Genomic DNA, 13,532 nt, shown 5'->3' with positions numbered 1-13,532 from the left:
CCAACGGGCACAAGCCACCCACGCGGCTGGTCGGTTCAGCTCACACAGCCGCTATTCGAGGGCTTTCAGAATCTGAACGCCGTCCGCCAGGCGAAAGCGACGGTGCAGGCTGCGCGCGAGAGCTTGCGCACCGTCGAGCAGACGGTGCTGCTCGACGCCACCACGGCCTATGTCAACGTCGTGCGCGACACGGCCATCGTGCGGTTGCGCGAGAACGACGTGAAGGTGCTGACCGAGCAACTCAAGGCGACCAAAGACCGGTTCGATGTGGGCGAGGTGACGCGCACCGATGTGGCACAGGCCGAGGCCCGCCGTGCGGAAGCGCTCGCCACGCTCGCCGCGGCTCAGGCCAATCTGAAGACGAGCCGCGCCGCCTACGAGCAAATCATCGGCCATCCGCCCGGCGACCTCGTCACGCCGCCTTCGATAAAACATCTCCTGCCGGGCACGCTCGACGAGGCGATGACGCTCGGCGACGGTGAGAACCCGATCATCCTCGCCGCCGTCTATCAGGAGGAAGCCTCGCTCTATGCCGTCGAGCAGATCATGGGCGAGCTTCTTCCTACCGCCACCCTGGAAGCTCAATATCAGCAGCGGTTCGGCTTTCTAAATACTCCCGATATTCCGGGAGACAGCTCACTCGAAGGGGAGTTCACCACCACCGTCACGGGGCGTGTGAACGTGCCGCTCTACCAGGGCGGCGGGGTTGCGGCGCGCGTCCGCCAGGCCAAGGAGACCAACAACCAATTGAAGAAGGAGGTCGAGGACGCGAGGCTTCGGGTGCATGCCGACGTGATCGCGAATTGGGGCATCCTGCAGTCCTCGGGTCCGGCCATCGCCTCGGCCCAGGCCGCGGTCGATGCCAACAAGATCGCTCTGACCGGCGTGCGCGAGGAAGAGAAGGTCGGTCAGCGCACCACCCTCGACGTTCTGGACGCGCAGCGGGAGCTGCTCAACTCGCAGATCGGCCTCGTCACGGCGCTTCGCGACCGGGTCGTCGCCGAATATTCGCTGTACGCAGCGATCGGACGCATGGACGCACAAACGCTTGGCCTGCCAGTGCCTTATTACGATCCGATCGAGCACTATGACATGGTAAAGAACAAGTGGTTCGGACTTCGCCCGCCGGCGCCTCCTGCGCCTGACGAGTGAACCAAAACCAGCGGCCGCGCGTTAACTATCGGGCCGGTTCACCCATCGAAATCGAGACTTGGGTCTTAACGGGTGTTAAGCTAGAAGCACTTTTGGGCTACCCCTGGTGTTTGACCGCCTGGGTGATGCGAGGGTCTTGTTATGGCGGCAAGGGATCAAGTCATGAGCAGCACGGAGCGGGCTCCTGAACCGACGATGGAGGAGATTCTCGCGTCCATCCGTCGGATCATCTCCGATGACGAAGCCAATGCGGTGCGCCAGCAGCGCCCAGCCACGCAAAGCCGGCCTGTCGACGAGGGCCTCGATGGCGGCGAGGGCGAGCCTGACGACGAGATCATCAACGATATTGCCCGGGTTTTGAGCAAGAGCGGCGGCGCCCCTCAGGAGGCGGCGGCCGAGGCTGCCGAAGCACCCGAGGAAACCGCGCAGGAAGACGAAATCCTCGATCTCACGGCTGAGCTCGGCGGTCTTGAGCTTGTCGAGGAGGAGACCGAAGAGCTCGAGTTGGTCGAGGTGGTGGAAGAGGAGGCCCCGATCGAGCTCTTCAACCCCGCACCGGCGCGCCCCGCTCAAGTAGCTGCTCCGGCCGAGCCGGAATTTGAGTCCGAGCCGGAGCCTGAGCTCGAGCTTGTTGAGGAGGTCGTCGAGGAAGAGCCGGTTGCCGAGGCGAGCGCTTTTGAGCCTGAACCCGCGGCAGCCGAGGCCCCGCCGGCGGAGGCATCTCCGCCGAGGCAGATGTCCGCGAGCGAAGAGGCCGCCTCTGCGCTCGAGCGCGCTATTGCTGCGCTTCGCGCCGGACAGGTGCCGATGTCGCCCTCCTTCTCGTTCGAGCCCCAGCCGGAGCCCGTATTCACGTCCCCGCCGGCCTTCCAGCCGATGCCCGAACCGGCGCCGGCCATGGAGGCCTCGCCAAGCACCGGCTTCGCTCCGTCCTATGAGCCGGTTTCTATCCCGGAACCGGTTCCGTCGCCTGAGCCCTTTGTTGCCGAGTCGACGGCGGAGTCGGAGCCCGCGGTCGAAGCCGAGGCCGAGCTCGTGCTCACCGAGGTCGAGGCGGAAGGTAGCGAGGCGGAAGGTAGCGAGCCCGACCTGGCGGTTGAGGCGGCGCCGAGCGAGCCGCAAAGCGACCAGGCTTGGGGGCTTGACTCCCCGCCGAGCTGGTCCGCGAAGCCCGAGGCCGAAACGCCGGTGACGCACGTCAACGGCGGGTCGCAAGCGCCTTATGCTACGGGTACCCCGAAGTCGCTCGAGGACAGCGTCAAGGACATGCTCCGCCCGATGCTCCAGAAGTGGCTCGACGAGAACATGACGCGGGTGCTGACCGCGGCGCTCAAGGACGAGCTCAAAGACAACCCCGCGCGGCTCAGAGGCGAGTAAGCGCCGCACGCGGGTTGACAGCAAAGAAGCCGACGGCGTAGGACGCGCGCGGCCGTTTCCGCGCCTGAACCACGCCATGCTCGACAAGACCTATCAGCCGCAACAAATCGAAGACTCGATCTATCGCGCGTGGGAGGATGCCGGCGCCTTCAGGGCCGGCAACGGGCGCGGGGACGCGCGGCCTTACGCCATTGTGATTCCGCCGCCGAACGTCACCGGCTCGCTCCATATGGGGCACGCCCTCAACAACACGCTTCAGGACGTTCTCGTCCGCTTCGAGCGCATGCGTGGGCGCGATGTGCTGTGGCAGCCCGGCACCGATCACGCCGGCATCGCCACGCAGATGGTGGTCGAGCGCCAGCTGATGGAGCGCCAAGAACCGAACCGCCGGGCCATGGGGCGCGAGGCCTTCATCAAGCGCGTGTGGCAGTGGAAAGAAGAGTCCGGCAACACCATCGTCGGGCAGTTGAAGCGGCTCGGCTGCTCCTGCGACTGGTCGCGGCTCAGATTCACCATGGACGAGGGCCTGTCGCGCGCCGTGCGCAAGGTGTTCGTCGAGCTCTATCGCGCCGGGCTCATCTACAAGGATAAGCGGCTCGTCAACTGGGACCCCGAGCTTCTCACCGCCATCTCCGATCTCGAGGTCGAGCCGGTCGAGACCAAGGGTCATCTCTGGCATCTGCGCTATCCGATCGAGGGCGGCAACGGCGCCTACATCGTCGTCGCCACGACGCGGCCCGAGACCATGCTCGGCGACACGGCCGTCGCGGTTCATCCCGACGATCCGCGTTACAAGCATCTTGTCGGCAAGAACGTGATCCTGCCGCTTGTCGGCCGCCGCATCCCCATCATCGCCGACGAATATTCCGACCCCGAGAAGGGCTCTGGCGCGGTCAAGATCACGCCTGCGCATGACTTCAACGACTTCGAGGTGGGCAAGCGGCACAACCTACCCATGGTCAACATCATGGGACCCGAGGGGAAGCTCCTGCTCGATCCCAATCCAGACTTCACCCACGGCGTCGAGCCGAGCGCCGAGCTCAGAGCGACCATCCTCGAGTTGAACGGCGTGTTCCGCTTCGCCGCGCGCAAGCTGATCGCCGCCAAGCTGGAGGCGATGGGGCTGATGGAGAAGATCGAGCCGCATGTCCATGTCGTGCCCCACGGCGACCGCTCCAATGCGGTGATCGAGCCGCGCCTCACCGACCAGTGGTATGTCGACGCCAAGACCTTGGCCGCGCCCGCCATCGAGGCGGTGAAGCGCGGGCGCACGACCTTCGTGCCCAAGAACTGGGAGACGACCTACTTCCACTGGATGGAGAACATCCAGCCCTGGTGCATCTCGCGCCAGCTGTGGTGGGGCCACCAAATCCCCGCGTGGTACGGCCCTGACGGCAAGGTGTTCGTCGCCGAGGACGAGGCGGGGGCATCAGCCCTTGCCAAGCAGCATTACGGCAAGGACGTTCCGCTCACGCGCGACGAGGACGTGCTCGACACCTGGTTCTCGTCGGCGCTGTGGCCGTTCTCGACGCTCGGCTGGCCCGACCAGACGCCCGAGCTTGCCCGCTATTATCCCACCGATGTCCTCGTCACCGGCTTCGACATCATCTTCTTCTGGGTCGCGCGCATGATGATGATGGGCCTCCATTTCATGGAGGAGGTGCCCTTCCGCGACGTTTACATCCACGCGCTCGTCCGCGACGAGAAGGGCCAGAAGATGTCGAAGTCGAAGGGGAACGTGATCGATCCCCTCGAGCTGATCGACCAATACGGCGCCGATGCGCTGCGCTTCACGCTCGCCGCCATGGCCGCGCAAGGGCGTGACATCAAGCTCAGTCACGGCCGCGTCGAGGGCTACCGCAATTTCGCGACCAAGCTGTGGAACGCCGCGCGCTTCGCCGAGATGAACGGCTGCCGTCCGCGGGCCGGTTTTGCTCCGTCCTCGGCCAAGCTCACCGTCAATCGCTGGATCCTGGGCGAGAGCGAGCGTGCGGCAGCGGCGGTGACCGAGGCGATCGAGACGTTCCGCTTCAACGAGGCGGCGGGCGCCATCTATCACTTCATCTGGCACGTCTACTGTGACTGGTATCTCGAGCTGATCAAGCCGGTGCTTTCGGGAAGCGACGAGGCCGCCGCGGAGGAGACGCGCGCCGTCGCCGCGCTTGTCCTCGACCGCGCGCTCATCCTGCTCCATCCCTTTATGCCCTTCGTCACCGAAGAGCTGTGGGCGAAGATCGGCGCCGAAGCTGGAGGGCGGGCGAGCTTTCTGATGCTCGCGTCCTGGCCCAGGCAGGAGGGCCTTGAGGACGCCGAGGCCGACGCCGAGATCGATTGGCTGATCCGCTTCGTTTCGGAGGTGCGCTCGGTGCGCGCCGAGATGAACGTGCCGGCCGGCGCCAAGGTGCCGCTCACCATCAGCGGCGCGAACGACATCACCAAGGCGCGCGTCGCCCGCCACGAGGAAACGCTGCTGCGGCTGGCGCGGCTCGACAGCTTGACCTACGGGCGTCCGCAGGCCGGGGCGGTGCAGATTGTGCTCGACGAGGCGACGCTCGCGCTCCCGCTCGCCGGCATCATCGATATCGGCGCCGAGCACAAGCGGCTCAAGCGCGAGATTGACAAGGTCGGCTCCGAGATCAGGCAGCTCGACGCCAAGCTCGCCAACGAGAAATTCGTGAGCCGCGCGCCGGAGCACGTGGTCGAGGAGCAGCGCGAGCGCAAGGTCGAGGCCGAGGCCGTCGTGGCCAAGCTCGAGCAGGCCTTGAAGCGGCTCGAGGCGGCGCTCTAGGTGACCCTGGAGTTGGGCCGGACCTGGATCCTCGCCGCTTTAGCCGTAGCGCTTGTCGTCGGAGTGCTGTTCGCGATCTTCCCGCAATGGGATATCGCCATCGCGCAGCTCTTCTTCGATCCCGCAGCGGGCCGCTTTCCCTACGCCTCGCGCGCGCTCCCCAATCTTCTGCGCGATCTCGGCGATTGGCTCGTCTGGCTGATCCTCATCGCCGCGGGCGGCGCGCTTGTGCTCAAGCTCGTCCTGCCGCATCGCAAGATGCTGATGCGCCCGACCGTGGCGCTCTTCCTCGTCCTCTCCTATGCGCTCGGACCGGGGCTCGCGACCAATGGCATTTTGAAGCCCGTGTGGTCGCGCGCGCGCCCCGTTGCGGTCGAGGAGTTCGGAGGCAAGAAGCACTTCACGCCGTGGTGGAAGCCGGGCGGCGACTGCGACCGGAACTGCTCGTTCGTGTCAGGCGACGCCTCGGCCATGACTTGGCTGCTCGCCCCGGCGAGCGTGGCGCCTCCAGCCGTCCGTCCGGCCGCGCTCGTGGGCGCGGCCGCAATCGCCATAGGTTTGAGCGGCATGCGGGTGGTATTCGGGCGCCATTTCTTCACCGACGTCGTATTCGGGATCGTGGTGACGCTGGCTGTGGTGTTTCTCTGCCGGCGCGCCATCCTGCCCCTCGACGATACCCGCATGGAGAGCGTGCTTAAGACGCTTGGTCTAAGGCTCCGAGCGGCGCTGGGCCTTGGAGGTGTTGCCAAGCCGCCGACGGACCCGTGAGGCGGGCGGCAAAGGATGGCTAATTCACGGGCAAAGCTCGGAAAAACCGTCCCATCTTCATCCAGAATCTTTGCAACTGTAGCTAAATTGCAACAAGCTGAGGCTTTTGCGCCTCGTTTGCGCCATAAAACTTTGAGAAATCGGCGCCCGTAGGAGGAGCATCGGCCGACAAGGCTTTCAGCGGCTCCAGTTTGGGGGACAGCCGCAAGAAAGTTGGGCCGAACCGTTGGGAAGCGGTGGCGCCGACGCCATATTTCTCCCTTCGCACCTCTCGTTTGGACGTTAGCAGATGGACGCCAAGACGTTCGACAAGACGCGGCTGCCGAGCCGCCACGTGACCGAGGGGCCCTCCCGCGCGCCGCATCGCTCGTATTACTACGCGATGGGTCTGTCGCGCGAGCAGATCCACCAGCCCTTCGTCGGCGTCGCCACCTGCTGGAACGAAGCCGCCCCCTGCAACATCGCCTTGATGCGCCAGGCGCAGGCCGTGAAGCAGGGCGTCGCCGCCGCCAACGGCACGCCGCGCGAATTCTGCACCATCACCGTCACCGACGGCATCGCCATGGGGCATCAGGGCATGAAGTCCTCGCTGCCCTCGCGCGAGGTCATCGCCGACAGCGTCGAGCTCACCATGCGCGGCCATTGCTACGACGCGCTCGTCGGCATGGCGGGCTGCGACAAGTCTCTGCCCGGCATGATGATGGCCATGTGCCGCCTCAACGTGCCCTCGATCTTCATCTACGGCGGATCGATCCTGCCGGGCTCCTTCAAGGGCCGCCCGGTGACCGTCCAGGACCTGTTCGAGGCGGTCGGCCAATATTCCGTCGGCAAGATGTCGGCCGAGGATCTCGACACTCTCGAGCACGTCGCCTGTCCGTCGGCGGGCGCCTGCGGCGCTCAGTTCACCGCCAACACCATGGCCTGCGTCTCCGAGGCGATCGGCCTTGCGCTTCCCTATTCGGCCGGCGCGCCGGCGCCGTACGAGATCAGGGATCGCTTCTGCATGGCGGCCGGCGAGAAGGTGATGGACCTGATCGCCTTGAACATCCGTCCGCGCGACATCGTCACGCGAGAAGCGCTCGAGAACGCCGCGGCCATCGTCGCCGCGACCGGCGGCTCGACCAACGCGGCCCTTCATCTCCCGGCCATCGCGCACGAATGCGGCATCGACTTCGATCTGTTTGCCGTGGCCGAAGTCTTGAAAAGGACACCTTATATCGCGGATTTGAAACCGTCCGGCCGCTATGTCGCCAAGGATTTGTTCGAGGCGGGTGGTGTGCCGCTGCTGCTCAAAACCCTCCTCGATCATGGCTATCTCCACGGCGACTGCATGACCGTCACCGGACGGACCATGAAGGAAAATCTCGCCAAGGTGGCCTGGAACCCCGACCAGGACGTTGTGCGTGCCGCCGACAAGCCGATCTCGCCGACGGGCGGCGTGGTGGGCCTCAGAGGCTCGCTCGCTCCGGACGGCGCCATCGTCAAGGTCGCCGGCATGAAGGGATTGAGGTTCAGGGGGCCCGCCCGCTGCTTCGACTGCGAGGAGGATGCCTTCGCCGCCGTGAGTTCGCGGAAATACAAGGAAGGCGACGTCATCGTCATCCGCTACGAGGGCCCGAAGGGCGGCCCCGGCATGCGCGAAATGCTCTCCACCACCGCCGCACTCTACGGCCAGGGCATGGGCGACAAGGTGGCGCTCATCACCGACGGCCGCTTCTCCGGCGCGACGCGCGGCTTCTGTGTCGGTCACGTGGGACCGGAGGCGGCGGTCGGCGGCCCGATTGGACTTCTCAAGGACGGCGACATGATCGTGCTCGATGCCATGAAGGGCACGCTCGATGTCGAGCTCTCGGAGGCCGAACTCGCCGCCCGCGCCAAGAGTTGGAAGGCAAAGCCGACGCAGTTCAGAAGCGGCTATTTGTGGAAATACGCAAATGAGGTCGGTCCGGCGCGTACCGGTGCCGTGACCCATCCCGGGGCGGGCGTGGAAGTCGAGTGCTATGCTGACGTGTAGGATCGCGTTGGGCGCCGCGGCGGCGCTTCTCATATTGGGGCCGGTCGCGGTCGGGGCCGACGATCCGCCGCCATATGCATCGGCCACGGATGCCTACCGCCAGGGCGTGAGCACGATCAAGGCGGGCAAGGTTGCAGCGGCGCTGCCCGCGCTCGAATATGCCGCCAAGCACGGCGTGCTCGGTGCCGAGATCAAGCTTGCGCACATCTATGCCGCCGGCCGCGACGGCGTGCCCGAGGACGACGCCAAGGCCTACACCTATTACCGGGCGATCGCCGACCAATACGCCGACATCAGCCCATCGAACCCGGTTGCGCCCTTTGTCGGCGAGGCCTTCGTGGCGCTCGGCCAGTATCACCTCGACGGGATTGCGGCGATGCCGCTTCCGGCCAATCCGGCCTACGCCGCCGACCTCTTCCGTCACGCCGCGAGCTATTTCGGCAATGCCGATGCGCAATACGACCTCGCGCTGCTCTATCTCAAGGGCGAGGGGGTCGAGAAGGACGTCGGCCTTGCCGTGAACTGGCTCGCCATGGCCGCCAAGAAACAGCACGTCGCCGCTCAGGCAACGCTCGGCGAACTCCTGTGGCGGGGCACCGAGGTGCGTCAGCGCGAGGCGAGGGGCCTTGCCCTCATCACGCTCGCGCATGAAAACGCCAGGGCCGCCGGCAAGGAGCCGAAATGGATCGCCGACCTCTATGCCGAGGCCTTCGCCAAGTCCGACGCCGCGACCCGGAAAGAGGCCTCGGCGCTTCTGCCTGAGCTCGGTGGCGGGGCCGTTGCCGATGCCGCCTCCGCAGTCGCCGCTAAGCCCGCCAGCCCGATCGTGCTTCCGGCCGTCGGCAGTGCCGGGAAGCCGGTCGCGCCGGCCGCTGCTGCCGCGGCGAAATCCGCCGACACCGTTCCGCTCGGAAAGCCCGGCGCCCCGCCCGCGGCGCCGATCGGGCTCTCGGTCGGCTTCAGCGGCCAGGGCAGCGACGCCCAGGGGCTCAAGCCCTGAGGCCTGAGCGCCAGCCTTAAACGGCAAGCTCGATGAAGATGGGCACGTGGTCCGACGGCTTCTCCCAGCCGCGTGGGCTCGGATCGATCTCGCACGCCTGAAGCCGGTCGGCCGCCTGCGGCGACAACAGGAGATGATCGATGCGCAAGCCCTGGTTCTTCTGCCAAGCGCCGGCCTGATAGTCCCAGAACGTGTAGCAGTTCGGCTCGTCGTGGCAGGCGCGGAAGGCGTCGGTGAGCCCGAGATTGAGGAGCGCCTGGAAGTTGGCGCGCGTCTCGGGGCGAAATAGGGCGTCCTCGGTCCAAGCGGCGGGATTGTAAACGTCCTCGGGCGCCGGGATGACGTTGAAATCGCCGGCGATGATCATCGGCTCCTCGTAGGCGAGCAGCGCCTTCACCCGGTCGCGTAAGCGGCTCATCCAGGCGAGCTTGTAGACGTATTTGTCCGAGCCCGGAGGATTTCCGTTCGGCAGGTAGATGTTGAGGATGCGGAGCACCCCTGAGGGCACCGAGATCACTGCCTCCTGGTAGCGCGACTGCACGTCGTCGGGATCGCCGGGAAGGCGCGGGTTCACCTCGTCGAAGGGGCGCTTCGAGAGCAGGGCGACGCCGTTGAAGCCCTTCTGTCCGTGCACGTCGACGTTATAGCCGAGCGCCTCGAACTCGAAGCGCGGAAAGGCCTCGTCGGCGCATTTGATCTCCTGCAGGCAGGCGATGTCGGGCGAGGCCTGCTTGAGCCAGGTCATGGCCGCGTCGATCCGCGCCTTGATGCCGTTGATGTTCCAGGTGGCGATCTTCATGGGGCGTGAACTTACAACCAAAACCGACTCCGTCGTGCCCCGCCTTGGGCATCCACGATTGTTGCGCTTACGTTGTGCAAATCGTGGACGGCCGGGCCTTCACCCGCCGAAGCACCAGCCGGCTGTCGTAGCATATGGCTTCGGCCCGCGCAGGCGGGGCGATCATGATGGGTGGGTGAAGACGGGGCTAAATCGAGAAGCTGGTACCGCAGCCGCAACTCGCGGTGACGTTCGGGTTCTTGACCTTGAACTGGGCGCCGATCAGCTCGTCCTCGAAGTCGATCTCCGAGCCTTGCACCAATTCAAGCGAGACGGGGTCGACCACGACGCGCGCGCCGTCGTGCTCGATCAGAAGATCGTCCGGCGCCCGCTCGCTCACCAGGTCGAAGCGGTACTGGAAGCCCGAGCAGCCGCCGCCCTCGACGCTCACGCGGAACAAGGCATCGCCCGGTTCGCCGCGCAAAAGCTCGGCGATGCGCCGTGCCGCGCGCTCGCTAATGGTGATGGACGGTTCGCTCATGTTGGGTGTAGCCAATTTCTCACCGAAACATAGGATGGCGCACGGGCTTGTCAATCGACCGAAGCCGCGAGGGCGGGGGGAGGAGGGCTGAGCTTGCCCCCTACGCCGCCGATCCGCTCAAGAGCCGCGGGCGGCTTTATGACGAGCCGCCGAGCCCGACCCGCTCGCCGTTCGGGCGCGACCGGGACCGCATCCTGCATTGTACCGCCTTCCGCCGGCTGAACTACAAAACCCAGGTATTCGTCTATCACGAGGGCGATCACTACCGCTCGCGCCTCACCCATAGCCTCGAGGTGGCGCAAATCGCCCGTTCGCTCGCGCGTACCCTTAGGCTCGACGAGGACCTCACCGAGGCGCTCGCGTTGGCGCACGATCTCGGCCATCCCCCCTTCGGTCACGCCGGCGAACGCGCGCTCGATGCCGCCATGGACGGGAAGGGCGGCTTCGACCACAACGCCCAATCCTTGCGCGTCGTCACCGAGCTCGAAAAGAAATACGCGCGCTTCGACGGATTGAACCTCACTTACGAGACGCTCGAGGGGCTGGTGAAGCACAACGGCCCTCTTCTCGGCGCCAAGGCGCAGAAGCCAGTACCCGAGCCGATCCTCGCCTATTGTGCGCGACAGGATCTCGAACTTGCCACCTATCCTTCGCTCGAGGCGCAAACCGCGGCTCTTGCCGACGACATCGCCTACAACAACCATGACGTCGATGACGGCTACCGCGCGTCGTTCTTCACCTTCGCCGACCTCGCCGAGGTGCCGATTGCCGCGCTCGCCCTCGAAGAGGTGCGGCGCGCTTATCCCGGCATCGACGGCACGCGGCTTCTCTACGAGACGATCCGGCGGCTCATCACGGCGATGATCGACGACGTCACCGCGGAGACCGCGCGGCGGCTTGCCGCGCTCGCCCCGAGCAGGATCGAGGATGTGCGCGCGGCCGGCCATGCGGTCGTTGCCTTTTCGCCCGAGATGCAATTGGAACTCGACCGGCTACGGGCCTTCCTCACCGCGCGCGTCTACCGGGAGCCGCGCATCGACCGCATCATGGGCGATGCGGAAGGGGTGGTGAGCGATCTCTTCGCCCGCTACAGCGAGGACCGCGGCGCGCTTCCCCTCGAATGGTGCGAGCACGCGCCCCCCTCGGGCACGCGTGCCTATGCCCGTCACATTGCCGATTTCATCGCCGGCATGACCGATCGCTACGCGCTTGCCGAGCATCGCCGCCTGTTTGACGCCACCCCCGATTTGCGTTAGTCGCCCGGGCGTTCCCGCCCCGGAGTTTCCATGGACGTCTTTGCAGGATTTCACGGACACGTTCTCGCCGCCGTGCAGCAGTTGAAGCACGACGGGGTCGTGCCGCAGGAAGCGAGCATCGACGGCATCACGCTCGAGCCGCCCAAGGACGCGTCGCACGGCGATCTTGCCACCAACGCCGCCATGGTGCTCGCAAAGGTCGCCGGCAAAGCGCCGCGCGAGCTCGCCGATCGCATCGTGCCCCTGCTCGCCTCAAATCCGTTCATCGACAAGGTCGAGATAGCCGGTCCCGGCTTCATCAACCTGACCCTCGCTCATGCCTTTTGGCCGAGCGTGCTCCGCATGGTTCTGGAGCAGGGCGAGAGCTATGGCAGAAGCGCGATCGGCAAGGGCGAGGCCGTGAACATCGAGTACGTGTCGGCGAACCCGACCGGGCCCATGCATGTCGGCCACACCCGCGGCGCCGTGTACGGCGATGCGCTTGCCAATCTGCTGGCCTTCACCGGCCACGCCGTGACGCGCGAATATTACATCAACGACGCGGGGGCCCAGGTCGATGTGCTCGCGCGCTCGGCCTATCTCCGTTACCGCGAGGCGCTAGGCGAGGACATCGGCGAGATCCCCGAAGGCCTTTACCCCGGCGATTATCTCAAGGGAGTGGGACAGACGCTCGCCGCCGAGCATGGCGATGAGCTTCTCGCCATGCCTGAGGCGAAGTGGCTCCCCATCGTGCGGGGCGCCGCGCTCAAAGCCATGCTTGCGCTGATCGAGGACGATCTTCTCGCGCTCGGCATCCGCCACGACGTGTTCTTCTCCGAGCGCTCGCTGAGCGCCGGTTCGCGCGACGAGATCGCCGAGACGATCAACGACCTCAAGGCCCGCGGTCTCATCTACAAGGGGCGCCTGCCGCCGCCAAAGGGCAAGGTCGACGAGGACTGGGAGGACCGCGAGCAGCTTCTCTTCCGTTCGACCCAGTTCGGCGACGACAGTGACCGGCCCCTGGTCAAGTCGGACGGCTCCTACGCCTATTTTGCCAGCGACATCGCCTATCACCGCGACAAGTTCAAGCGCGGCTTCAAATCGATGATCGACGTGTTCGGCGCCGATCACTCCGGTCACGTCAGGCGGCTCAAGGCCGCGGTCGCCGCCCTGACCGAGGGCAACGCCAAGCTCGATATCAAGATTTGCCAGCTTGTTCGCTTGTTCAGGGGCGGCGAGCCTGTCAAGATGTCGAAGCGTGCCGGGACGTTCGTGACGCTCAGGGAGGTCGTGGACGAGGTGGGGCCGGGCCCCGTCAGGTTCATGATGCTCTACCGGAAGAACGACGCGCCGCTCGATTTCGACTTCGCCAAGGTCACCGAGCAGTCGCGGGATAACCCGGTGTTCTATGTTCAGTACGCCCATGCGCGGGCGAGTTCGGTTCTGCGTAACGTTCGGGAAGCCTTTCCGGACCTCGATCTGGGGGAGAGGGCGTTGGCTGAAGCCGATCTGAGCCTGCTCAAGGACGAGGGCGAGACGGCCCTGATCAAGCGCATCGCGCAGTTCCCGCGCCTCGTGGAAGCTGCCGCCGAAGCTCATGAGCCTCATCGCATCGGCTTTTATCTGTATGACCTTGCCGGCGACTTCCATGGATTATGGAATAGAGGCAAAGACTTGCCACAATTACGATTTATTTACGAGAGTGACCGAGAGTTAACGCGTGCTCGTGTAGCGCTCGTGGCTGCCACGAAGCGTGTTCTGGCGTTGGGTTTGGGGATCCTCGGGGTTAACGCCATGCACGAGTTGCACTAGCCGACCTGGGGCAGGGGTGGTTCGAGGGAAGTAGCCATGTCCACGCACGATGACGGGCGCGGCCGCA

Annotated in this window: 10 protein-coding genes; 8 read left to right on the top strand and 2 right to left on the bottom strand. The window is 65.6% G+C overall.

Annotated features, from left to right (window positions below):
• The 6 genes from VFB18_RS07740 to VFB18_RS07715 all read left to right on the top strand — a co-directional run.
• On the top strand, positions 1–1,152 hold a 1,152-nt coding region (locus tag VFB18_RS07740), incomplete at its 5' end, for a TolC family outer membrane protein (RefSeq protein WP_324973145.1).
• Positions 1,153–1,314: 162 nt separating this feature from the next.
• Positions 1,315–2,529 carry a DUF2497 domain-containing protein gene (locus VFB18_RS07735; protein ID WP_324973143.1) on the top strand — a complete coding sequence of 405 codons (1,215 nt, stop codon included), beginning with the start codon at positions 1,315–1,317 and terminating at the stop codon, positions 2,527–2,529.
• Between the two features lie 76 nt (positions 2,530–2,605).
• A complete protein-coding gene (locus VFB18_RS07730; protein WP_324973140.1) occupies positions 2,606–5,317 on the top strand; it encodes a valine--tRNA ligase in 2,712 nt (903 codons plus the stop codon).
• Positions 5,318–6,085, top strand: a complete 768-nt coding sequence (locus VFB18_RS07725; RefSeq protein ID WP_324973137.1) for a phosphatase PAP2 family protein — start codon at positions 5,318–5,320, stop codon at positions 6,083–6,085.
• A 289-nt stretch (positions 6,086–6,374) separates the two neighbouring features.
• Positions 6,375–8,099: a dihydroxy-acid dehydratase gene (gene ilvD, locus VFB18_RS07720; RefSeq protein WP_324973134.1), complete on the top strand. Its 1,725-nt coding sequence runs from the start codon at positions 6,375–6,377 to the stop codon at positions 8,097–8,099.
• Complete coding sequence (locus tag VFB18_RS07715) at positions 8,086–9,099, top strand: tetratricopeptide repeat protein (RefSeq protein ID WP_324973132.1); 1,014 nt, start codon at positions 8,086–8,088, stop codon at positions 9,097–9,099. Before ilvD ends, VFB18_RS07715 begins: the two co-directional genes overlap by 14 nt.
• 16 nt (positions 9,100–9,115) lie before the next feature.
• Here the strand turns inward: VFB18_RS07715 and xth are convergent, their stop codons facing one another.
• Both xth and VFB18_RS07705 read right to left on the bottom strand, forming a co-directional pair.
• Positions 9,116–9,898 (bottom strand): exodeoxyribonuclease III, encoded by a 783-nt coding sequence (xth, locus tag VFB18_RS07710; RefSeq protein WP_324973129.1) that lies wholly within the window; start codon positions 9,896–9,898, stop codon positions 9,116–9,118.
• Between the two features lie 187 nt (positions 9,899–10,085).
• A complete protein-coding gene (locus VFB18_RS07705) occupies positions 10,086–10,418 on the bottom strand; it encodes an iron-sulfur cluster assembly accessory protein (RefSeq protein ID WP_324973126.1) in 333 nt (110 codons plus the stop codon).
• Positions 10,419–10,465: 47 nt separating this feature from the next.
• Between VFB18_RS07705 and VFB18_RS07700 the strand changes: the two genes are divergently transcribed.
• On the top strand, positions 10,466–11,674 hold the full coding sequence (locus VFB18_RS07700; RefSeq protein WP_324973121.1) for a deoxyguanosinetriphosphate triphosphohydrolase: 1,209 nt from the start codon (positions 10,466–10,468) through the stop codon (positions 11,672–11,674).
• A 30-nt stretch (positions 11,675–11,704) separates the two neighbouring features.
• Positions 11,705–13,465 carry an arginine--tRNA ligase gene (gene argS, locus VFB18_RS07695; RefSeq protein ID WP_324973120.1) on the top strand — a complete coding sequence of 587 codons (1,761 nt, stop codon included), beginning with the start codon at positions 11,705–11,707 and terminating at the stop codon, positions 13,463–13,465.
• The last annotated feature ends 67 nt before the right edge of the window (positions 13,466–13,532 follow it).

The organism is Methyloceanibacter sp. (assembly GCF_035650995.1).
Classification (GTDB): Bacteria; Pseudomonadota; Alphaproteobacteria; order Rhizobiales; family Methyloligellaceae; genus Methyloceanibacter.
The sequence above is the reverse complement of the archived record's forward strand: the minus strand, read 5'-3'. Positions and strand labels throughout refer to the sequence as shown.

Bases quoted from the DNA above. Each gene is read 5' to 3' on its own strand.
- VFB18_RS07735 (WP_324973143.1), top strand. From the start codon at position 1,315: ATGAGCAGCACGGAGCGGGCTCCTGAACCGACGATGGAGGAGATTCTC.
- VFB18_RS07730 (WP_324973140.1), top strand. From the start codon at position 2,606: ATGCTCGACAAGACCTATCAGCCGCAACAAATCGAAGACTCGATCTAT.
- ilvD (WP_324973134.1), top strand. From the start codon at position 6,375: ATGGACGCCAAGACGTTCGACAAGACGCGGCTGCCGAGCCGCCACGTG.
- VFB18_RS07715 (WP_324973132.1), top strand. From the start codon at position 8,086: ATGCTGACGTGTAGGATCGCGTTGGGCGCCGCGGCGGCGCTTCTCATA.
- xth (WP_324973129.1), bottom strand. From the start codon at position 9,898: ATGAAGATCGCCACCTGGAACATCAACGGCATCAAGGCGCGGATCGAC.
- VFB18_RS07705 (WP_324973126.1), bottom strand. From the start codon at position 10,418: ATGAGCGAACCGTCCATCACCATTAGCGAGCGCGCGGCACGGCGCATC.
- argS (WP_324973120.1), top strand. From the start codon at position 11,705: ATGGACGTCTTTGCAGGATTTCACGGACACGTTCTCGCCGCCGTGCAG.